This window comes from Actinoallomurus sp. NPDC050550 (assembly GCF_040655075.1).
Lineage (GTDB): Bacteria > Actinomycetota > Actinomycetes > Streptosporangiales > Streptosporangiaceae > Actinoallomurus.
The window spans coordinates 19,556-39,358 of record NZ_JBFAJC010000013.1 but is presented as its reverse complement, the minus strand read 5'-3'; the positions used below and the strand labels follow the sequence as shown (position 1 = coordinate 39,358).

27 protein-coding genes are annotated in these 19,803 nt (G+C 70.1%); 19 read left to right on the top strand and 8 right to left on the bottom strand.

From position 1 onward, the window contains the following. The first annotated feature begins 53 nt into the window (after nucleotides 1–53). Nucleotides 54–506: a MaoC family dehydratase gene (locus AB0I04_RS19650; protein ID WP_360886243.1), complete on the top strand. Its 453-nt coding sequence runs from the start codon at nucleotides 54–56 to the stop codon at nucleotides 504–506. A 34-nt stretch (nucleotides 507–540) separates the two neighbouring features. On the opposite strand, the gene AB0I04_RS19645 is transcribed toward AB0I04_RS19650, so the two are convergent. The 3 genes from AB0I04_RS19645 to AB0I04_RS19635 all read right to left on the bottom strand — a co-directional run bounded on the left by AB0I04_RS19645 (nucleotide 541) and on the right by AB0I04_RS19635 (nucleotide 2,034). After that, a complete protein-coding gene (locus AB0I04_RS19645) occupies nucleotides 541–759 on the bottom strand; it encodes a DUF4253 domain-containing protein (RefSeq protein ID WP_360886241.1) in 219 nt (72 codons plus the stop codon). Nucleotides 760–1,057: 298 nt separating this feature from the next. After that, nucleotides 1,058–1,159, bottom strand: coding sequence for a DUF397 domain-containing protein (locus tag AB0I04_RS19640; protein WP_360886239.1), 102 nt, complete (start codon nucleotides 1,157–1,159; stop codon nucleotides 1,058–1,060). Between the two features lie 17 nt (nucleotides 1,160–1,176). After that, nucleotides 1,177–2,034, bottom strand: a complete 858-nt coding sequence (locus AB0I04_RS19635; RefSeq protein WP_360886237.1) for a helix-turn-helix transcriptional regulator — start codon at nucleotides 2,032–2,034, stop codon at nucleotides 1,177–1,179. 183 nt (nucleotides 2,035–2,217) lie between these two features. On the opposite strand from AB0I04_RS19635, the gene AB0I04_RS19630 reads away from it, so the two are divergent. Genes AB0I04_RS19630 through AB0I04_RS19620 form a run of 3 tightly spaced genes read left to right on the top strand, consistent with a single transcriptional unit; the run spans nucleotide 2,218 to nucleotide 3,523 of the window. Further along, the gene (locus AB0I04_RS19630; RefSeq protein ID WP_360886236.1) at nucleotides 2,218–2,496 is read left to right on the top strand and encodes a hypothetical protein; all 279 of its coding nucleotides are present in this window, start codon (nucleotides 2,218–2,220) and stop codon (nucleotides 2,494–2,496) included. Beyond that, nucleotides 2,493–2,876: an ATP-binding protein gene (locus AB0I04_RS19625; protein WP_360886235.1), complete on the top strand. Its 384-nt coding sequence runs from the start codon at nucleotides 2,493–2,495 to the stop codon at nucleotides 2,874–2,876. The genes AB0I04_RS19630 and AB0I04_RS19625 overlap by 4 nt, the downstream gene beginning before the upstream one ends. Before the next feature lie 53 nt (nucleotides 2,877–2,929). Then, a complete protein-coding gene (locus AB0I04_RS19620) occupies nucleotides 2,930–3,523 on the top strand; it encodes a DUF4291 domain-containing protein (RefSeq protein WP_360886234.1) in 594 nt (197 codons plus the stop codon). On the opposite strand, the gene AB0I04_RS19615 is transcribed toward AB0I04_RS19620, so the two are convergent. Both AB0I04_RS19615 and AB0I04_RS19610 read right to left on the bottom strand, forming a co-directional pair. After that, complete coding sequence (locus tag AB0I04_RS19615; RefSeq protein ID WP_360886233.1) at nucleotides 3,475–3,855, bottom strand: GNAT family N-acetyltransferase; 381 nt, start codon at nucleotides 3,853–3,855, stop codon at nucleotides 3,475–3,477. The genes AB0I04_RS19620 and AB0I04_RS19615 overlap by 49 nt on opposite strands. After that, a complete protein-coding gene (locus tag AB0I04_RS19610) occupies nucleotides 3,852–4,565 on the bottom strand; it encodes an N-acetyltransferase (RefSeq protein WP_360886232.1) in 714 nt (237 codons plus the stop codon). Before AB0I04_RS19610 ends, AB0I04_RS19615 begins: the two co-directional genes overlap by 4 nt. Here AB0I04_RS19610 and AB0I04_RS19605 point away from each other — a divergent pair. From AB0I04_RS19605 to AB0I04_RS19570, 8 genes are all read left to right on the top strand, one after another. Beyond that, a complete protein-coding gene (locus AB0I04_RS19605; RefSeq protein ID WP_360886230.1) occupies nucleotides 4,549–4,782 on the top strand; it encodes a hypothetical protein in 234 nt (77 codons plus the stop codon). The two genes, AB0I04_RS19610 and AB0I04_RS19605, sit on opposite strands and share 17 nt — an antisense overlap. Nucleotides 4,783–4,852: 70 nt before the next feature. Then, nucleotides 4,853–6,112: a replication-associated recombination protein A gene (locus AB0I04_RS19600; protein ID WP_360886554.1), complete on the top strand. Its 1,260-nt coding sequence runs from the start codon at nucleotides 4,853–4,855 to the stop codon at nucleotides 6,110–6,112. Nucleotides 6,113–6,366: 254 nt separating this feature from the next. Then, entirely contained in the window at nucleotides 6,367–6,741 is a 375-nt protein-coding gene (locus AB0I04_RS19595) for a DUF948 domain-containing protein (protein WP_360886228.1), read from the top strand. Then, nucleotides 6,738–6,980 carry a hypothetical protein gene (locus AB0I04_RS19590; RefSeq protein WP_360886227.1) on the top strand — a complete coding sequence of 81 codons (243 nt, stop codon included), beginning with the start codon at nucleotides 6,738–6,740 and terminating at the stop codon, nucleotides 6,978–6,980. Before AB0I04_RS19595 ends, AB0I04_RS19590 begins: the two co-directional genes overlap by 4 nt. Continuing rightward, nucleotides 6,980–9,646, top strand: coding sequence for an alanine--tRNA ligase (gene alaS, locus AB0I04_RS19585; protein ID WP_360886225.1), 2,667 nt, complete (start codon nucleotides 6,980–6,982; stop codon nucleotides 9,644–9,646). The genes AB0I04_RS19590 and alaS overlap by 1 nt, the downstream gene beginning before the upstream one ends. After that, nucleotides 9,643–10,101: a Holliday junction resolvase RuvX gene (gene ruvX, locus AB0I04_RS19580; protein WP_360886223.1), complete on the top strand. Its 459-nt coding sequence runs from the start codon at nucleotides 9,643–9,645 to the stop codon at nucleotides 10,099–10,101. The genes alaS and ruvX overlap by 4 nt, the downstream gene beginning before the upstream one ends. Next, nucleotides 10,098–11,270 (top strand): endolytic transglycosylase MltG, encoded by a 1,173-nt coding sequence (gene mltG, locus AB0I04_RS19575; RefSeq protein WP_360886221.1) that lies wholly within the window; start codon nucleotides 10,098–10,100, stop codon nucleotides 11,268–11,270. Before ruvX ends, mltG begins: the two co-directional genes overlap by 4 nt. After that, nucleotides 11,267–12,046, top strand: a complete 780-nt coding sequence (locus tag AB0I04_RS19570) for a shikimate dehydrogenase (protein WP_360886219.1) — start codon at nucleotides 11,267–11,269, stop codon at nucleotides 12,044–12,046. The genes mltG and AB0I04_RS19570 overlap by 4 nt, the downstream gene beginning before the upstream one ends. On the opposite strand, the gene AB0I04_RS19565 is transcribed toward AB0I04_RS19570, so the two are convergent. From AB0I04_RS19565 to AB0I04_RS19555, 3 genes are read right to left on the bottom strand one after another with little or no spacing between them, the layout of a single operon-like run. Further along, nucleotides 12,041–13,060 carry a hypothetical protein gene (locus AB0I04_RS19565; protein ID WP_360886217.1) on the bottom strand — a complete coding sequence of 340 codons (1,020 nt, stop codon included), beginning with the start codon at nucleotides 13,058–13,060 and terminating at the stop codon, nucleotides 12,041–12,043. The two genes, AB0I04_RS19570 and AB0I04_RS19565, sit on opposite strands and share 6 nt — an antisense overlap. Then, entirely contained in the window at nucleotides 13,057–14,007 is a 951-nt protein-coding gene (locus AB0I04_RS19560) for a hypothetical protein (RefSeq protein WP_360886215.1), read from the bottom strand. The genes AB0I04_RS19565 and AB0I04_RS19560 overlap by 4 nt, the downstream gene beginning before the upstream one ends. Further along, nucleotides 14,004–14,336 carry a PadR family transcriptional regulator gene (locus tag AB0I04_RS19555; protein ID WP_360886213.1) on the bottom strand — a complete coding sequence of 111 codons (333 nt, stop codon included), beginning with the start codon at nucleotides 14,334–14,336 and terminating at the stop codon, nucleotides 14,004–14,006. Before AB0I04_RS19555 ends, AB0I04_RS19560 begins: the two co-directional genes overlap by 4 nt. 79 nt (nucleotides 14,337–14,415) lie before the next feature. On the opposite strand from AB0I04_RS19555, the gene AB0I04_RS19550 reads away from it, so the two are divergent. The 7 genes from AB0I04_RS19550 (at nucleotide 14,416) to AB0I04_RS19520 (ending at nucleotide 19,743) form a co-directional block, all read left to right on the top strand. Then, nucleotides 14,416–15,261 carry a putative RNA methyltransferase gene (locus AB0I04_RS19550; protein WP_360886211.1) on the top strand — a complete coding sequence of 282 codons (846 nt, stop codon included), beginning with the start codon at nucleotides 14,416–14,418 and terminating at the stop codon, nucleotides 15,259–15,261. Between the two features lie 194 nt (nucleotides 15,262–15,455). Next, nucleotides 15,456–16,121, top strand: a complete 666-nt coding sequence (gene infC / locus AB0I04_RS19545; protein WP_360886209.1) for a translation initiation factor IF-3 — start codon at nucleotides 15,456–15,458, stop codon at nucleotides 16,119–16,121. A 148-nt stretch (nucleotides 16,122–16,269) separates the two neighbouring features. Further along, nucleotides 16,270–16,464 carry a 50S ribosomal protein L35 gene (gene rpmI / locus AB0I04_RS19540; protein WP_345438553.1) on the top strand — a complete coding sequence of 65 codons (195 nt, stop codon included), beginning with the start codon at nucleotides 16,270–16,272 and terminating at the stop codon, nucleotides 16,462–16,464. A gap of 113 nt (nucleotides 16,465–16,577) precedes the next feature. Continuing rightward, complete coding sequence (gene rplT, locus AB0I04_RS19535; protein ID WP_345356301.1) at nucleotides 16,578–16,955, top strand: 50S ribosomal protein L20; 378 nt, start codon at nucleotides 16,578–16,580, stop codon at nucleotides 16,953–16,955. Between the two features lie 20 nt (nucleotides 16,956–16,975). Continuing rightward, a complete protein-coding gene (locus AB0I04_RS19530) occupies nucleotides 16,976–17,800 on the top strand; it encodes an RNA methyltransferase (protein WP_360886207.1) in 825 nt (274 codons plus the stop codon). 376 nt (nucleotides 17,801–18,176) lie between these two features. Continuing rightward, entirely contained in the window at nucleotides 18,177–18,524 is a 348-nt protein-coding gene (locus AB0I04_RS19525; protein WP_360886205.1) for an STAS domain-containing protein, read from the top strand. A gap of 199 nt (nucleotides 18,525–18,723) precedes the next feature. Further along, nucleotides 18,724–19,743: a HAMP domain-containing sensor histidine kinase gene (locus AB0I04_RS19520; protein WP_360886552.1), complete on the top strand. Its 1,020-nt coding sequence runs from the start codon at nucleotides 18,724–18,726 to the stop codon at nucleotides 19,741–19,743. Nucleotides 19,744–19,803: the final 60 nt, after the last annotated feature.

Here is a 19,803-nt window from a genome sequence, read left to right as displayed (position 1 = left end):
TTGTCGGTGCGCGGCGTTGTCCCGCTGGTGATCGAATCGGGACGATGATCGACATGAGACGTTTCACGAGTCTTGCGGAGTTCGCCGCCGCGAAGGGTGAGCATCTGGGCCACAGCCCGTGGCGAGAGGTGTCGCAGCAGCAGATCGACCTGTTCGCGGAGGCGACCGGCGACCATCAGTGGATCCACGTCGACCCCGAGCGTGCGGCCGACGGACCGTTCGGAGCCACCATCGCACACGGCTATCTCACGCTGTCGCTGGTGAACGCGTTCATGCCGGAGATCTTCTGGATCGACGGGCCGAAGATGGGCGTCAACATCGGGCTGAACAAGGTGCGCTTCCCCTCGCCGGTCAAGGTCGGCTCCCGGGTACGCGGCGGCGCGGAGCTGGTCGACCTGAAGAACTCTCCGGCGGGCAAGCTGTCGACGGTACGAGTCACCGTCGAGATCGAGGGCGAGAAACACCCCGCCTGCGTCGCGGAGACCCTGTCGCTGTACGTCACCTGACGGGAATCCCGGCACGGGATCCCCGTGCGTCATGTCAGTCCCACCAGAAGCTCCACCTCGGAGCGCTGACCAGCCTCTCGGCGTACGTGGCGAAGACGACGAAGAAGTCCTGCTCGATGTTGTCCGGGCAGACCAGATAGTGCTCCAGTGCCAGCCGGTTCGCCTCCTCCGGTCGCGGGGGAGCGGCGACCGAAACATGGACGGTGCCCCCGTCGACGCCGATCAGGCGTGTGCCGAAGCGGCCAGTCGCCACCAGGCGGCGGCGTCCTGCAACGGTTCATCACTGCACCAGAGCGCGGGGAGATCGCTGTACTCATCGGACGAGTCGCCGTCGGTCGCCGAGACAAGGCGCCCCGGGGGCAGGTCCGGGGGCAGACGGGCGAAGGCACCCGCAAAGGATCTTCCAGTCACGCGGCCGACTGTAGAAGCCACCGCCGACAGGACCGGCCGTACCAAACGCTCGGCAATGACGCCGCCGAACCGGCGCGTAAGGCCAAGGCAGCGCGCCTGAGTCGACGTTCACCGAGCACTTTGCTTCAGATCGGAAGGCCTCAGGTCGCGCTGTCGGCCATGGCGACCTCGACGCACTCACCGTTCGCGCTGCTGTGGCTGCTCGTGCGCCATTCGGCCTGGGACAGGTCTCGCTCGCTCATAGCCGGCGGTCCTTCCTTTATGTCCGCTCCGTCAGCTTAGCGACGAACGCAGCCGATGCCTCGGGGCTCAGAGCCACTGCACGCAGATATTCGAAGGTCGATGCGCAGCGTTCCACGTCCGCCGATTGGTCCAGGAAGAGATCACCCGCCATCGAATCGACATAGACGACGTCCGGAAGGTCCTCCTGCCCGAACCGGAGCACGGCGAAGGAGCCCAGCATCCCCGGATGCGCGCCTGCATCGAAGGGGATGACCTGCATGGTCACATTGGGTGCATCGGCGGCTTCCAGAATCCGGGTCATCTGCTCTCTCATGACATCGCTGCCGCCTACGCGGTGCCGAAGGGCACCTTCGCTCATGATGGTCCAGAACCGGAGCGGGTTTTCTCTCGTGAGCAGGCGCTGACGGTGCATGCGAACGGCGACCCGGCTGTCGACGGCCGCACGTGATGCCTCCGGCATCAGTCCGTGCACGATCGCCCGTGCGTACGCCTCGGTCTGAAGAAGCCCCGGCACGAACGAGGGCTGGTAATTCCAGACGATGCGGGCCTCGTCTTCGAACTCCACGTAGGTGGTGAGGCGCTCGGGGAGGTCGATGCCGATGGTCTCCAGCCAGCCGCGTTGGTCGGACTCCCGGAGCAACGTCAGCAGGTAGGCCGTGCGTTCATCGTTCACGCCGTACAGATCGAGCAGGGCGCGTAGCGTCCGAAGCTGCGGGCGGCTGATCGCGTTCTCCACTCGGTAGAGCGTCGCTGGGTTGATCGAGGTCTGCTCGAACACCTCGTCCTGGGTGAGCCCCGCCTCCTCCCGTCTGCGCCGCATCTCGGCGGCGAGACGGCGCAACCGGAGCGTGGGGCGTCGACGGCTCTGCATCATTCGTCCTCTTTCTTCGTGCCGAAATACCGAAACCGCTGACCAAACCTGGCTTTTAGCGCCTTAGTTCACTTTGCAGGGCATGCGTTCGCATGGCTTGCACTTTACGAGCGAGCGAGCGCATGCTTACGGAGAGTTTGTCATCCACTGCGATCTGTAGTGAACGGATTCTGCGAAGGAGGCGTGATGACCGAGGCTCCGCACCGGGCGGCGCTCATGATCCAACGCTTGGAATGTCTGGCGGCGGAGCTTCGCCGCGCCTACCAGCTGACCGTCCTGGTCCAGGAGCAGCGACGGCCGTTTCCGATGCTCGAAGCGATCAGTGCCACCCGGCGTGGCCTCATCATGGCCGGTGCGGTCCACTACTGGTGGCACGGCGACTCGCCGTGGATCATCGGTCCGATCGCGGACGTCCACGGCGCGGCCCGATGGATAGCCGACCGGCTCGAGGCGGCGTGCCGATGAGGCGTACGCTCGGGCGCACCGACCTTCCCAGCGCCCCCGAATCCGTGGCCGAGGCGCGCCACTGGCTGGCCTGCCTGCTCGGCCCGGGGCACCTGGCCTTTGGCGACATCGAGCTTTTGACCAGTGAGCTCGTCACCAACTCCATCAAGTACGCCGACCCGACGAGCGTCTCCGTCATCGTGTCCGAGGTCGACGCGGATCGGATCCGGGTCGAGGTCGTCGATGGCGGTCACCCGGTCAACAAGCCGTGCCTGGCCGACGGGCCGTTGGACTTCGTCGAGGGCGGGCGCGGCCTGCACATCGTCCGGATGCTCGCCGCCGACTCCGGCGTCAGTGGTGATGCGACGGGTCGGACCGTGTGGTTCGAGGTCACCTTCTGATCGAAGCGAAAATCGGTTGATCGGGTCGCGCGCGGCCGAGATCGTGGGATCCCATGCGGATGCACGAGATCAGGGCCGATCACGACCTGACGTCGGTCGTCGTCTACCAGGCCTACCGACCCGAGATCGGGCGGCCTGCGGCCGAGCACGGCCGCTTTGTGCCGCCGTTCTCGCGGACGCGGATGACGTGGATCAAGCCGTCGTTCCTCTGGCTCATGGCGCGCAGCGGCTGGGCGCGCAAGCCGGGCCAGGAGGCGATCCTCGCCGTCCGCATCAGCCGCGAGGGCTGGGAGGAGGCCCTGTCACAGGCGGTCCTGACGCACGCCGACCGCCGGGTCTATCGGGACAGCCAGGAATGGCGCGCCGCGTTCAAGCACGCTCGTGTCCACGTCCAGTGGGATCCGGAGCGGACGCTGCGCGGGCAGCCGCTGGACGCCCGCAGCATCCAGGTCGGTCTCAGCCGGCACGTCATCGACCGGTACGCCGACGAGTGGGTCCTGGGCATCCAGGACGTGACGCCGCTCGCCCGCAAGATCCACCGGCTGGTCCACGACGGCGAGACCGCCAAGGCCAAGGCCCTGCTGCCCCGCGAGCGCGTCTACCCCCTCGATCCGCCGGTCGCTCGGCGCATCGGCGTGGATGCGTGATCCGTTGCCGCGTCGGTCCAGGCGGTCTCGTAGTACTTGACGCGGTCGTCCTCGCCGGTCTGCCGCATGCCCGCGGCCATCATGACGCGCTGTGAGGCGATGTTGTCGAGGTCGGCGTCGCCCTTCACGTGGGTGACGCCGTTCGCCTCGGCGAACGCCAGGATGCCGCGAAGTGCCTCGGCGGCGTAGCCCTGACCGCGCACGGATGGGATCAGGCCATATCCGATCGTGACCGTGCCGTTCTGGTCGGGCGGCCGGTGGAAGCCGGAGGTCACCGGCCGATGCGCCGAGCATTCGCGCACGATGCGGTCGTGGTCATACGCGTGCTTCACCGGGCAGGGAGGCGGCCGCTGGTGCGGAACTCGTTTCGGGTGAAGCCGAGCCGGTCGTACAGCCGCATGGCCGCCGTGTTCTCGGCGTACACGCCCAGTCCCACGCCGTCGCAGCCCTCGGCGAACAGCCGCCGCATCGCCCACGCCGTGATCGACGCGCCCAGTGCCCGCCGGCGGGCCTCGGGCCGTACGGCGATCGCCGCGACCTGGCCGATCTCCGGGGAGGTCGTCATGTCGGCGAGGCAGGCCGAGAGCCCGCTGTCGCCGTCCCGCACGCCGGCCCAGCGGCGGGCGTGACCGTCACCCGGCCACACCGACCAGTCGGGACTCGTGCGCTTCAGCAGCTCCGTGATCGCGTCACTGTCGGCGGACCATTCGACCAGGTCCTCTGCCGGCTGGGGCGGCGGCATCTCGTACGCCACCCGGTAGACCCAGTCGACGGGGTCCTCGAGAGGAAGCGGGGTGCCGTGCGGCACGTTCGCGTACGCGTCCGGCGGCAGTTCGCCGCGCAGCGAGGTCAGCAGGTCGGTGACCGCGCTGGGCGGGCCGAGCCCCACGACGCGCCAGATCGTACGGTCGCGGTTCAGGTTGAGGAAGGCGGCGGCCTCGTCGCCGCGCCAGGCCGTACCGCGTCGTGCCGGATCCACGCTCCGGATCAGGGGATGGCCTTCCGTCATCGTCAGGATGTCATCGATGGAGGAGGGGATCACGCCGCACAGGTTAACGGCGCACCCCGGCGACCTGATCACGGCCCCGGGTCCGGGGGCACGGTGGGCGGCGGTGGTCTACCCGGTCGCGACCACCTCCGTCGCCGTCCTCACCGCCGACCACCACTGGCTCGACGGCATCGTCGTGGTGATCGTCTCCGTCGCGCTGAGCGGCCGTGTGGAACGGATAGTGTCAAGGCGTGGTGCGCAGGGAACATGAGCAGGCCGACAGCCTCTTCGACGAGCCGGCCGAGGAGGCGCAGCAGGCGAACGCCCCGCTGGCGGTCCGGATGCGCCCCCGCGGGCTCGACGAGGTCGTCGGCCAGGGGCACCTGCTCGGTCCCGGGACGCCGCTGCGCCAGCTCGTCGAGCGGGACGTCGCGATGTCCCTGGTGCTGTGGGGGCCGCCCGGCACCGGCAAGACCACCCTCGCGTACGTCGTCAGTCAGGCGACCGAGCGCCGGTTCGTGGAGATCTCGGCGGTGTCCGACGGTGTCAAGCAGGTCCGCGCCGCGATCGACGTCGCCAAGCGGGAGCTCGGCATGGGCGGCCGCCAGACGGTGCTGTTCGTCGACGAGGTGCACCGGTTCAACAAGGCCCAGCAGGACGCCCTGCTGCCCGCCGTCGAGAACCGCTGGGTGTCCTTCATCGGCGCCACTACGGAGAACCCGTTCTTCTCCGTGATCAGCCCGCTGCTGTCCCGCTCCCTCCTGCTGACGCTAGAGCCGCTCGGCGACGACCAGCTTCGCGAGGTGATCCGCCGCGCCCTCACCGACGAGCGTGGCCTCCGCGGCGGGGTCGAGCTCGCCGAGCCCGCCGAGGACCACCTCGTACGCCTCGCGGGCGGCGACGCGCGCCGGGCGCTGACCTACCTGGAGGCCGCGGCGTACGTCGTCCCGAACGGTGCGCCGATCGACGTCGACGTCCTGGAGAAGGCCGTCGACCGGGCCGCCGTCCGCTACGACCGCGAGGGCGACCAGCACTACGACGTGATCAGCGCGTTCATCAAGAGCATCCGCGGGTCCGACGTCGACGCGGCGCTCCACTACCTCGCCCGGATGATCGAGGCCGGTGAGGATCCGCGCTTCATCGCCCGGCGGCTCATCGTCCACGCCAGCGAGGACGTCGGAATGGCCGACCCGACGGCGCTGCAGACGGCGACGGCCGCGGCGCACGCCGTCGAGTTCGTCGGCCTCCCGGAGGCGCGCATCAACCTCGCGCAGGCCGTCATCCACCTCTCCCTGGCGCCGAAGTCCAACGCCGTCGTCCGCGCGATCGGGGAGGCGGCCGCCGACGTACGGCAGGGGCTCGTCGGTCCGGTGCCGGCGCACCTGCGTGACGCGCACTACAAGGGTGCGGCCAAGCTCGACCACGGCAAGGACTACCGCTACGCCCACGACTTCCCCGGCGGCGTGGTCGAACAGCAGTACGCTCCGGACGCCGTCGCCGGGCGCGAGTACTACCACCCGACCCGGCACGGGATGGAGGCCCGCTTCTCCGACGTCGTCGAGCGGCTCCGCGCCGTCCTGCGCGGTAGACGCGCCGACTGAGCCGGGCGCGGGCTGCGGACCACCCGGACGCGCGCCGCGAACTGACCCGGACGCGCGCCGCCGACTGACCTGGACGTGCGCCGCGGACCGATCCGGACCCGCGCCGCCGACTGAGCCGGACGCGCGCCGCCGGCCGAGGCGGGCGCGGGGGACGCCGTCACCCGCGTCCGACGTGGCCGACTCGGCGCGTTTCCGGAGGCCCGGGACGGTAAGGTCGGTCCGACCGAGTTTCGCGACGAGGAGGAGGAAGCCGGATGCTGACGGGTGAACAGCTGGCCGGCCTGATCGTGGCCATGTTCTGGGCGATTCTGGTCTCCTTCCTCGCCTACGTGCTCTTGAAGCTCGCCCGGTTGGTGACCGAGGCCACCAAGACGGTCGCCGAGCTGGGTGATCGGACCGCCCCGCTGCTCGACGACATGGCCGGCACGGTGGAGCGGGCCAACGAGCAGCTGGACCGGATCGATGTGATCACGAAGAACATGGGCAGCGTGAGTCAGAACGCCGCCGCGGTCAGCACCACCGTCACCTCGATCGTCGGTGGCCCTCTCGTGAAGGCCGCGGCGTTCTCTTATGGTGTCCGTAAGGCCATCGGTTCCCGCGGCCACGGCAGCCAGGACGGCAAGCGATGATCCGGCGGTTGTTCTGGGTGTCCCTGGGCACCGCGTTCGGTGCCTGGTCGGCCTTCCGGCTCAAGCGCGCCGTGCGGGCCGCCCTGCCGGGCAGCATCGCCAACCAGGCCGCCGGACTCGGCCGGACCGTACGGGGGTTCGCCGGCGACGTCCGTGTCGCGATGAACCACCGAGAGGAAGAGCTGCGCGACGCCATGCGCCTCGACGCACAAGCCGACATAGACAAGGACCTGCACTGATGGAGTCGGCAGAGATCGCCCGCCGTTTCCTCCGCTTCTTCGAGGAACGCGGCCATACCGTGGTGCCCTCGGCGAGCCTGATCGCCGAGGACCCCACGCTGTTGCTGGTCAACGCGGGCATGGTGCCGTTCAAGCCGTATTTCCTCGGCCAGCGGACGCCTCCGTACCGTCGGGCGACCAGCGTGCAGAAGTGCATCCGCACGCCCGACATCGACGAGGTGGGCAAGACGACCCGGCACGGGACGTTCTTCCAGATGCTGGGCAACTTCTCCTTCGGGGACTATTTCAAGGAGCAGGCGATCCCCTTCGCCTGGGACCTGCTGACCCGGTCGGAGGCCGACGGCGGGTTCGGGTTCCCCGAGGACCGGCTCTGGGCGACCGTCTACCACGACGACGACGAGGCCTTCTCGATCTGGCGTGACAAGGTCGGCCTGCCGGAGGAGCGCATTCAGCGCCGCGGGATGGCCGACAACTTCTGGTCGATGGGCGTGCCCGGCCCCTGCGGCCCCTGCTCGGAGATCTACTACGACCGGGGTTCCGAGTACGGCCGCGAGGGCGGCCCGGTCGCCGATGAGGACCGCTACCTCGAGGTCTGGAATCTCGTCTTCATGCAGTTCGAGCGGGGCCCGGGCGCGGGCAAGGAGGGCTGGCCGATCCTCGGCGAGCTGCCCGCCAAGAACATCGACACCGGCATGGGCCTGGAGCGCATGGCCGCGATCCTCCAGGGCGTCGACAACATCTACGAGATCGACACCATGTGGCGGATCCTCGACCGCGCCGCCGACCTCACCAAGACCAAGTACGGTCGCGACGCGCGGGCCGATGTGTCCCTGCGCGTGATCACCGACCACGTCCGCAGCGGCACGATGATGGTCGCCGACGGCGTCGTCCCCTCCAACGAGGGCCGGGGCTACGTCCTGCGCCGCATCCTGCGCCGCAGCATCCGCCACCTTCGCCTGCTCGGCGCCGGCGACGACCGCTACCTGCACGAGCTGACCGCCGCCGCGATCGAGGGCATGGGCGAGACCTACCCGGAGCTGCGCTCCGACGCCGCCCACATCCACACGGTGATCGACGCCGAGGAGCAGTCCTTCCTCACGACGCTCCGCACCGGCACCGCGATCTTCGACGCCTCGGTCGAGGAGACCAAGCGCCGTAAGGAGTCGACGGTGTCCGGCGTGCAGGCGTTCACCCTGCACGACACCTACGGCTTCCCGATCGACCTCACCCTCGAGATGGCGGCCGAGCAGGGCCTGGCCGTCGACGAGGGCGAGTTCCGGCGCCTCATGGACGAGCAGCGGCAGCGGGCCAAGGCCGACGCCGCCGCGAAGAAGACCGGCAACCTCGACGTGTCCGTGCTCGGCAGCCTGCTGGAGCAGACCGGCTCGGTGCGGTTCACCGGCTACGACGCGGTCACCGGCGAGGCCCGCGTGGTCGGCCTCCTGGTCGGCGGCGCCAGCGTGCCGTCGGCGGGGGAGCGCAGTGAGGTCGAGGTCGTGCTCGACCGCACGCCGTTCTACGCCGAGGGCGGCGGCCAGCTCGCCGACCAGGGCGTCATCCGGCTGGGCAACGGGGCCGAGATCGAGGTCCTCGACGTGCAGACGCCGCTGGCCGGCCTGATCGTGCACCGTGGCCGGGTCCGCAGCGGCGAGGCGCAGGCCGGGGACACCGCCTACGCAGAGATCGACATCGAGCGGCGCCGGGCGATCTCCCGGTCCCACACCGCGACGCACATGGTGCACCGCGGGTTCCGCAACGCGCTCGGCGAGTCGGCGGCGCAGGCCGGTTCGGAGAACGCCCCCGGCCGCTTCCGGTTCGACTTCACCGCCTCCGGCGCCGTGCCCCTGAACGTGCTGCGCGACGTCGAGGACGAGGTCAACGCCATCCTCATCGACGACCTGGGCGTGCACGCCTCGGTCCACCCGATCGACGAGGCGCGCAAGATGGGAGCGCTGGCGCTCTTCGGCGAGAAGTACGGCGACGAGGTCCGCGTCGTCGAGATCGGCGAGTACTCCCGCGAGCTGTGCGGCGGCACCCACGTGGCCCGGTCCGGCCAGCTCGGCCTGATCAAGGTCCTCGGCGAGCAGTCGATCGGCGCCGGCGTGCGCCGGGTCGAGGCGCTCGTCGGCATCGACGCCTTCCGGTACCTCGCCAAGGAGAGCGTCCTGGTCGCACAGCTGTCCGAGCAGCTGAAGACCCGCCGCGAGGAGCTCCCGGAGCGGATCTCCGGAGTCGTCACCCGGCTCCGCGAGGCCGAGAAGGAACTCGAGCGAGTGCGTTCGCAGCAGGTCCTCCAGATCGCCGGCGAGCTGGCTGGCGGCGCCGAGGATGTCGGCGGCATCGCCTTCGTCGCCCACCGTGTGCCCGACGGCACCAGCGCCGACGACCTGCGCAGGCTCGCCATGGACGTCCGCGGGCGCCTGTCGGGACGCCCGGCCGTGGTCATCATCGCCGGCGTCCCCAAGGACCGTCCGGTGATCGTCGTCGCGACCAGCGAGGAGGCCCGCACCCGCGGGCTCCGCGCGGGCGCGCTCGTCGGCGTCGCCGCCAAGGTCCTCGGCGGCGGTGGCGGCGGCAAGGACGACCTGGCGCAGGGCGGTGGCGCGAACGCGAGCGCCATCGACGAGGCCCTGGGCGCCGTCCGCCGGGCCGTGGCGGCCGCGTGAGACAAGGCGTGCGCATCGGCGTCGATGCGGGCAGCGTCCGCATCGGCGTCGCGCGCAGTGATCCCGGCGGCATCCTGGCGTCTCCGCTGGAGACCGTGCGTGCAGGGAAGGGCGATGTCGACCGGATCGTCCAGCTGGTCGCTGAGAACGACGCCGTCGAGGTGATCGTGGGTCTGCCGACCTCTCTCTCCGGCAGAGAGGGGCCGGCGGCCGAGGCGGCCCGCCGGTTGGCGGTGAGGATCGCACGACGCATGGATCCCGAGACGGTTCGACTGTTCGATGAGAGACTCACCACCGTGACAGCCGAAACCGGACTTCGGGCACAAGGCGTACGCGGACAGGCGCGGCGCAAGGTCGTCGACCAAGCGGCGGCGGCCGTGCTCCTGCAGGCTGCGCTCGACGCCGAGCGCTTGACGGGTCGCCCTCCGGGGGAGACTGTCCAGGGGGGCTCATGAGCGACGCAGATCTCGACTTTCTGAGACAACTGTCCGAGCGCCAACACCGCTCGGAGTCTCCAGGCGTTCCTCCGCGCGCCGCCCGGGGCGGACGCGGACGGCGTCGCAAGAAGAGCCGTAAGGGCCGTAAGCTCGCGCCGCTCCTCGCGGTCGTCTTTCTCCTCGCGGTCGTGTGCGGCGGCGGATACGTCGGTTTCACCATGCTGAACGGCATGCTCAACCCGCCCGACTACAAGGGCGATGGCACCGGCGCGGTCACCGTCTGGATCCACGAGGGCGACTCGGTCAGCCAGATGGCCGAGCGGCTGAAGCAGGCCGGCGTCGTCAAGTCCGTGGACGCGTACGTCAAACTCGCGGGCAAGGACCCGAGGGCGATGAGTATCCAGCCCGGCTACTACCATCTGCGCAGCCAGATGTCGGTGAAGTCCGCGCTCGCGCTGCTGCTCAGCGACGCCTCACGCGCCGGCCGTGTCACCATCCCCGAAGGCAAGCGGGTCGTCCAGGTCCTGGAGATGCTCTCCAAGAAGACCAAGATCCCGCTCAAGGACTTCGAGAAGGCCGCCAAACACCCCGGCAACCTGGGCTTGCCCTCGTACGCCAAGGGCAAGCTGGAGGGGTATCTCTATCCCTTCACGTACGACCCGGACCCGAAGGCCACCGCCACGCAGGTGCTCCGCTCGATGGTCGCCCAGTTCAAGACGGTCGCGACCTCCATCGACCTGGAAGGTAAGGCCCGCGACCTGGGCATGTCGCCGGGCGACGTGGTGACGATCGCCAGCCTGGTCCAGGCCGAGAGCGGCCGGGACGAGGACATGCCGAAGATCGCCCGGGTCATCGACAACCGTGTTCACAGCCAGCAGCCGTGGATGCGCAAACTGCAGCTCGACAGCACCGTGATGTACGCCTTGGGCAAGTACAACATCGTGGCCACCTATGCGGAGACCAAGGTCAAGAGTCCGTACAACACCTACAGCGTCTACGGCCTGCCGCCTGGAGCGATCGACAACCCCGGCGAGGTGGCGCTCAAGGCCGCACTCAGTCCCGCGCAGGGCAACTGGCTCTACTTCGTGACCACCGACCCGAAGAGCCATGTCACCAAGTTCACCTCCAGCAACAGCGAGTTCGAGAAGTTCAAGCAGGAACTCGCACGCAACACGGGGCGCGGATGACGCGCGCCGCCGTCCTCGGGTCGCCGATCGCGCACTCGCTGTCGCCGGCGCTGCACCGGGCGGCGTACGCCGCCCTGGGGCTCGACTGGACGTACGAGGCGATCGAGTGCCGTGAGGAGGATCTTCCCGAGGAGCTCGGGCGGCCGTGGGCGGGCCTGTCCCTGACCATGCCGCTGAAGCGTGCGGTGCTGCCCCTGCTCGATGAGGTCTCCCGGCTCGCGCGGGCGGTCGGCGGCGCCAACACCGTCGTCTACGAGGGCGGGCGGCGGCTCGGGTACAACACCGACGTGTACGGCATGGTCACCGCGCTGACCGAGGCCGGCGTACGCTCACCGGGCTCCGCCGTCGTACTCGGCGGCGGGGCGACGGCGTGCTCGGCCCTGGCCGCGTTGCGCGACCTGGGGCTGCCCAAGGCCGTGGTCGTCGTACGGAGCCCGGCCCGGGCCGCCGAGGCGGTGTCGGCGGCCGACCGGCTGGGCGTGTCGGTGTCGGTGCAGACCTTCGCCGACACGGTGCCGTCCGCCGATCTGATCATCTCGACGCTTCCCGCCCACGCCGCAGACCCGTACGCCGAGGTGGTCGGGCGGGCGACGGGTGCGCTCTTCGACGTCGTGTACGCGCCCTGGCCGACGGCCGCCGCCGAGGCCGTGGCCGAGCACGGCGGCATCGTGGTGGGCGGCCTGCCCATGCTGGTGCACCAGGCCGCCCGCCAGGTCGAGCTCATGACGGGACGCGCACCGGCCCCCGTCGAGGCGATGCGCGCCGCCGTGTCATGACGTGCTGTGCCTCCGCCCACGGAGGCGTGACGCCAGCGCCCCGCCCATGAGCGCGATCAGGACCAGCGGACCGGCCACGCCGATGACATCAATGGCCGCGGCGAGGAGTCCGGTGAGCGAGGTCCATTGTGCGATCGACCACAGGAACGGCGACAGGGCCAGGAGCACCGCGGCGATCGATCGGCGACCGGACGCCGACCGTGGCCAGGCGCAGGCGGCGGTGATCAGCAACAGCGATTCGACGCCCAGGAGCCATGCCGGATCCTGGACCGTCACCGGCCGCAGCAGCACGACGTTGTCACCCAGCAAAGTGGTCCCCGGTGTGGGAAGGCCGACCAGCGTATAGGCGAACGCGGTGACGCCCGCCAAGAGGACGACCCCCCGCCATCGGCCGAGGACCGAGAGGCCGGGACGAAGCCCGTCCGAAAGCGACAACGCCGTCGCGGCCAGGATCGCCAGGCCGAACCAGAGCAGGTTGCCCTCCACCACGCCCGTGGAGATGGCGTCACGGCCTTGGGCGACGGCCAGCCACGGTATCTGAGACAGCGTCGCCGCCCAGGCCAGGATGGCCGCCGTACGGCTCAGGCGCAGCAGGCTCAACGCAGCTACGGCCGGCCATGGCGCCCACATCGCCCAGACCTGCGCCGGCTCCGGGATCAGCTCCATGTAGGAGGAGCCGGGGTCGATGGAGGAGGAGGTGACGCCGTTGGCCGCCAGTACGGCTTCATCCCGGAAGTAGGCGATCAGGCCGGTGGCCAGGAGGGCGGTCGTGACCACGCTGAGGACGGCGAAGGCGTCTCGCCACACCGGGCCGTCGAGGGACCGGACTTCGCGCTGCAGGCGGACGCGGACGGCTCCTCTGACGAGGTCGGCGGCGTCGCGAGGGCTCGTCCGTTCCTGGCCGGGGCCGGCGGTGGCGAGCAGGACGCCGAGCATCTCCTCGCGCTGGTCGACCGGGTAGAGCCGTAGCCACCGCCGCAGCCGGTGTTCGAGTGATGCGGACCGTGGCGTCATGACGTGCTGCGCCGTCGCTCGCGAAGACGGGACGCCGCGGCCGCCATGAGGACGGTCACGACCGCCAGACAACCGATGACACGGATCGCGTCGACGACGGGCTCGAGTGTGGTGTCGATCGCGATCTGGAACCCCACGACGTAGACGGTCGGCACCAGGCTCAGTATCAGCATCGTCATCCACCTACGGCCGGCGGCCGTCGTCGGCCGGGTGCACGCCACGGCGAACAACGCCAACGGCGCGATGGTCAGCCACCATTGGGGATCGTGGAACGACCATGCCGACGGCGGCATGGCTCTCCGCCACGCGTCGACTTCCTCGGCGGGGATGCTCAGCGCGTAGGCGAGGACTCCGAGGCCGGCCAAGAGAAGGGCGACCCGCCACCATCCGAGGAGCGACAGCGCCCGGCGGAGGCCGTCCGAGACGGACAAGGCAGCGGCAGCGATGATCGCCAGAACGAACCAGTAGAGGTTCTGGCCCAGCCGGTCAGAGAAGGCGTCCATCTCGCAGACGGCGAGCCAGGGCATCTGAGCCAGCGCCGCGGCCCATGCGAGGCCGATCGAGGTGCGCCGCAGGCCCAGCAGGCTCAACGCGGCGACGAGCGGCCACGGCGCCCACATCGGCCAGATGTGTGCGGGCGGCGTCTGAACGAGGACGTAGACGCCGATGAGGTCCAGCAGGGTGGCTGCCAGGCAAGTGAAGAGGGCCAGGATCGTTACCAGGCCGAGCACCGCGAACGCGTCGCTCCACACCGGCCCGCCGAGGGAACGGATCTCGCGGCGAAGACGGACGCGAACGGCTCCTCCGACGAGGTCGGCGGCGTCCCGGGGGCTGGGCCGTTCCCGGCCAGGGCCGGCCGTGGCGAGCAGGACGCCGAGCATCTCCTCGCGCTGGTCGACCGGGTAGAGCCGTAGCCAGCGTCCCAGCCGGTGTTCGAGGGGGCTCATGCGGATCCTCCGGCCAGGCGCAGGCGGGTCGTGGCGGTCTCGGCGTTGCGGCGCAGGTGTTCGGCCTCGGCGGCGAGGCGCGCGGCGCCCGTGTCCGTGAGCCGGTAGTAGCGGCGTAGCCGGCCCTCGACGACGTCCTCGCGGTCGATCTCCGCGAGGCCGTCGGCGGTCAGCCGGTCGAGGGCGGCGTAGAGCGTCCCGGCCCGGAGGCGCACGCGCCCGTCGGAGATCCGCTCGACGTCGCCGATGATGCCGTACCCGTGCTGGGGCCCGGCCGCCAACGCCGTGAGGATGAGGAACGTGGGTTCCTGCAGCGACCTTTGTTTCATGTGATCTTTATATACTGATGATCGATATATCGCCACCGAACGAGACGAAGTGCCCGTTCGCCTGCACCATCATGGGAGGGTGCTCGCCGACGTCGTCCCGTACCTCCGCTGCCCGATCTGCGCCGGCGATCTGGCCGTCGCGGCGACGGCCCTGCGCTGCCCGGCCGGGCACGCGTTCGACATCGCCAGGCAGGGCTACGCCAACCTGCTGACCGGCAAGGCGCACCTCGGCACGGCCGACACCCCGGAGATGGTCGCCGCCCGCGCGGACTTCCTCGGCGGCGGCCACTTCGCCCCGCTCGCCGAGCTGGTCGCCGAGCGTGCTGCGGCCCTCGACCCGGGCGAGGGCTGCGTGCTGGACGCCGGCGCGGGCACAGGCCACTACCTCGCGGCCGTGCTCGACCGGCTGCCCGGACGGCCCGGCGTGGCCCTCGACATCTCCAAGCACGCGCTGCGCCGCGCCGCGCGGGCGCATCCGCGGATCGGCGCCCTGGCGTGGGACGTCTGGCGTCCGCTGCCCGTGCGCACGGGCGAGGTCGGGGTCCTCATCGACGTGTTCGCCCCGCGGAGTGGGGCGGAGTTTCACCGGGTGCTCAGGGCGGACGGCGCGCTGATCGTCGTCACTCCGGCCCCGCACCACCTGGGCGAGCTGATCGAACGGCTCGGGCTGCTGTCCGTGGACGAGCGGAAGGCCGACCGCGTGGCCGACTCGGTCGGTGAGCGCTTCGCCCCCGCGGGCGCCTGGTCCCTGGACCTTCCGCTGTCCCTCACTCATGCCGACGTCGCGTCGCTCGTGACGATGGGCCCCAGCGCCCGGCACACCGAACCGGAGATCCTGCGGGCGCGCATCGCCGCGCTCGCGGAGCCGGTGAAGGTCACCGCGGCGTTCGACGTGCGCGCTTTCGACGTACGGCCGGAAAGCTGATATCTTTGACCTTTGACTGGCCTGGCGTGTACGCGCCGGGCGCGCAAGCGGAGGTCATCTCCCACCTGATCGGCTGCGCTCCTTCGGGAGACGAGAGGCTGATGGGTTCCGGTCAGGCACGTTTCAGGCGTGCCCGCCTCGTCGGCTCCGGCCGCCGGGGCGTCCGGTAATGGCGATGGCCCCGCATGCGAGTCATGCGGGGCTTTTCCTATGAAGAGCCCAGGGCATGGCCGGTCAGGACAGCTCGGAAGCCCCAAGGAGGTCCCATCAGCGCCGAACCGCGTATCAACGAGCGCATTCGCGTGCCCGAGGTCCGGCTCGTCGGTCCGAACGGCGAACAGGTCGGCATCGTACCGATCGCCAAGGCACTCGACCTTGCCCGGGAGTCCGACCTTGATCTCGTCGAGGTCGCCCCGACCGCGAGGCCGCCCGTGGCCAAGCTCATGGACTACGGCAAGTTCAAGTACGAGTCCGCGATGAAGGCCCGCGATGCGCGACGTAACCAGGCGCACACGGTCATCAAGGAGATCAAACTCCGGCCGAAGATCGATCCGCACGACTATGGCACGAAGAAGGGCCACGTCGAGCGGTTCCTCAAGGCAGGTGACAAGGTCAAGGTCACGATCATGTTCCGTGGCCGCGAGCAGTCCCGGCCGGAGCTGGGGTTCCGGCTGTTGCAGCGGCTGGCGGAGGACGTCGAGGAGCTCGGCTTCGTCGAGTCCCGTCCCAAGCAGGACGGCCGCAACATGATCATGGTCCTCGGACCGCACAAGAAGAAGAGCGAGGCAAAGGCCGAAACGCGCACCGCGACGGGAAGTCGTGCGCGACGGCAGCAGGAGGAGCACGGTTCCCCGGCCTGACCGGGCCCGCTCCGCCACGACCCTGCTCACCGAGCGGGGTCGTCTCGCGAAGAGGTAAGCACACGCGCCTCTCAGGCGTACGGCGCTCCGCGTGGAGCCGCCGTATGCCCGGATCGAGGCGCTCGGACTTAGGGAGACGTCGGCGACCATGCCGAAGATGAAGACGCACAGTGGTGCCAAGAAGAGGTTCAAGCTGACGGGCACCGGCAAGGTCATGCGCCGCCGCGCCAACCGCAACCACCTGCTCGAGCACAAGCCGACGAAGCGCACGCGCCGGCTCGACGGAGCGGTCGTGGTGTCCAAGAACGACGAGACCAAGATCAAGAAGCTGCTCGGCGAGTAAGCCCGGCACCACCTGATCGCCGGGCTCCGGCACCCCTTCGGTGCCGGCAGACCCGTTAGTCGAACGACCGGCCGGAGCTCACAAGGCACGGCCTCCACGAAGGAGTTCAAGACGTGGCACGCGTGAAGCGGGCGGTCAACGCCGCCAAGAAGCGCCGGGTCGTCCTCGAGCGGGCGAGTGGCTACCGTGGCCAGCGGTCCAGGCTGTACCGCAAGGCCAAGGAGCAGCAGCTCCACTCGATGACGTACGCCTTCCGTGACCGGAAGGACCGCAAGGGCCAGTTCCGTCGCCTGTGGATCCAGCGGATCAACGCGGCGGCCCGCGCGAACGGCATGACGTACAACCGGTTCATCCAGGGCCTGCGCGAGGCCGGCGTCGAGGTCGACCGTCGCATGCTCGCCGAGCTCGCGGTCAACGACGCCGCGGCGTTCACGGTCCTCGTCGAGACGGCCAAGAAGGCGCTGCCCGCCGAGGGCAGCGCGGCCGCCTGACCGCGCAGATAACGACGCTGATGGCGGGCCGCGACCTGATCTCCACTCGATCACCACGGGTGAAGGCGGCTCGTCGGCTCGCCAAACGCGCGTTCCGCCGCCGCGAGCGGCGGTTTCTCGCCGAGGGCCCCCAGGCGGTACGGGAGGCCCTGGCGCTCGACGGCGTCCTCGCGGAGCTGTTCACCACCGCCGAGGCGGAGAACCGCCACCACGACCTGGTCGTCCAGGCGGAGCGCTCCGGCGTCCCGATCTTCCGGGTGAGCGGCGAGGTCATGGCCGAACTCGCCCAGACCGTCACCCCGCAGGGCCTGCTGGCCGTCTGCGCGTTCGTCGACGTCGACCTCGAGGGCGTGCTCGCGCCGCCTCCGCGTCTGGTGACCGTGCTGGCGCACGTTCGCGATCCCGGGAACGCCGGCACCGTCCTGCGCACCGCCGACGCCGCCGGCTCCGACTCGGTGATCTTCACGGATGCCTCCGTCGACCCGTACAACGGCAAGTGCGTGCGCGCCTCGGCCGGCAGCCTGTTCCATCTGCCGGTCGTGGTCGGGCCGCGCTTCGACATGCTGATCCCGGCGCTCAAGGAGTCCGGCCTGAGGGTCCTGGCGGCGGACGGGGCCGGCACGTGCTCCCTGGACGCCGCGCTCGACTCGGGAACGCTCGCCGGCCCCACGGCCTGGGTGTTCGGCAACGAGGCGTGGGGGTTGCCGGAGGAGATCCTGGGCGCGGTCGACGAGGTCGTGCGCGTTCCCATCTACGGAGGGGCCGAGAGCCTCAACCTCGCCACCGCGGCCGCCGTGTGCCTGTACGCCTCGGCCCGGGCACAGCGTTCCGGCACCCCCTCCTGAGACCCGGATCGCACGTAGCTCGCCATCCGGCCCGGCGGCAAAAGGTGATTGCGGCCATGGGAGCAGGCATCCGATACCGAACGCAACAAGGATGTCTTCCCGCTGTAACAAATCGGCGTCCCGATTCGTTCAATCGAACAAAAGCCGACATGATCGATGCTGTTGATTCCGCCGTGCCGGATCGGTGAACCGGCCGGACGGCGGTTCGCGCTTCGGGGCGGCCGTCACGGTATCAACGAAGATTCCGATGAACGGGGCAAAACGGTTGAATACGAACATAAAGGGCATTCCGCTGCCTCGCCGACGATCGGCGATGAGCTGCGAGCGGCTCTCGAGCAGGTCTCCGATGGCGCGCGGGGGCGCACACCGGTGCCAGATGGCCGGCCGCGCGATGGCCGCCACGGTGGTGCGGCGCGCCGGCGCCGTCGCGGTCGTTGCGATCGGCGGTGAGATCGACGTGCAGACGGCGGGGCGGCTGCGCGCGGATCTCCTGAGGCTGGCCGACAGCGGCCACATCCACCTCGTCGTCGACTTCGGGGCCGTGAGCTTCTGTGACGCCGCCGGGCTCGGCGCGCTGGTCGCGGTGGGCAACCGGCTCCGGGAGAAGGGCGGCACGCTCTGTCTCGCGGGGGTGCGGCCCGCTCAGCGGAGGATTCTGCGAATCACCCGGCTCGACGCGCTGTTCCCCACATATGACACCGTCGACGAGGCGTTTCAGCACTGACTCGTACTAGGCGACATGCCGGGAACACCGGACGTTAACAACTCCGGCGTGGCGGGATTTCCGCCGTCCGCACTAGAGTCAGGCTGTCGCGGTAAATATGGAGCCGGGGGAGGTGGCGGGGGTCGTGGGCGGACCGGTTCCAGGTGGCTCTGAGCCCTCCGCCGGGCGGGCGGCGTCGTACGGGGTCTGCCCCGATTCGCTGCCCGACGGGCTGCTCGTGGCCGACGCCGACCGGAGGGTCGTCGTGTTCAACCGCGCCGCGGTGCGGTTGACCGGCATGCCGAAGGCCAGGGCGCTCGGCCGCGACTTCACCGACGTCCTGCCGCTGCGCGACGCCGACGGCCGGGACTGGTGGAAGTGCCTCGACCCGTACGGCGGTCTGGCGATCCGCACCCGTCACCCGGAGCGGCCGCTCTACCTCGGCGACGGGCCCGAGCTGCTCGTCACCGCGTCCTACGACCGCGAGCGGGACGGCACCGTGCGCTCGTTCACCGTCGCCCTGCGCGACGCGGCCGAGCGCGCCCGTCACGAGCGCGGCCGAGCGGACCTCGTCTCCACTGTCGCGCACGAGCTGCGGTCGCCGCTGACCAGCGTCAAGGGCTTCACCGCCACCCTGCTGGCCAAGTGGCACCGGTTCAACGACGACCAGAAGCGCGTCATGCTCGAGACGGTCAACTCCGACGCCGACCGGGTGACCCGGCTGATCACCGAGCTGCTGGACGTCTCCCGCATCGAGGCGGGCCGGCTGGAGATGCGCCGCCAGGTCGTCGACGTGGTCGAGGAGGCCCGCAAGATCATCGCCGGCCGGGTGGCCGCGGGTGAGTCGCCGGACCGGTTCGTACTGGAGGTGCCGGGCGAGTTGCCGGAGATGTGGCTCGATCCCGACAAGATCGACCAGATCCTCGGCAACCTCGTGGAGAACGCCGTCCGGCACGGTGCTGGTACTGTGACGATCGTGGTGGAGCCGGACGCGAGCACGCGGGGAGCCGTCGTCGCGGTGCGCGACGAGGGCGAGGGCATCCCGCCCGAGGCGGCCCAGCGCGTCTTCCGCCAGTTCTGGCGCGGCCACGGCCAGCCCCGCGGGGGCACCGGCCTCGGTCTCTACATCGTGAAGGGCCTCGTCGAGGCGCACGGCGGCACCATCGACGTGCGGCGCGCCCCCGGCGGCGGCGCCGAGTTCCGATTTAGCCTGCCCGCAGGGGCTCCAGACTTCGCCTGAGAGCGCCGCGGGCTTCCCGACCGGCACGGGTCCGCCATGATCGTGTAATGGCCCGGATCC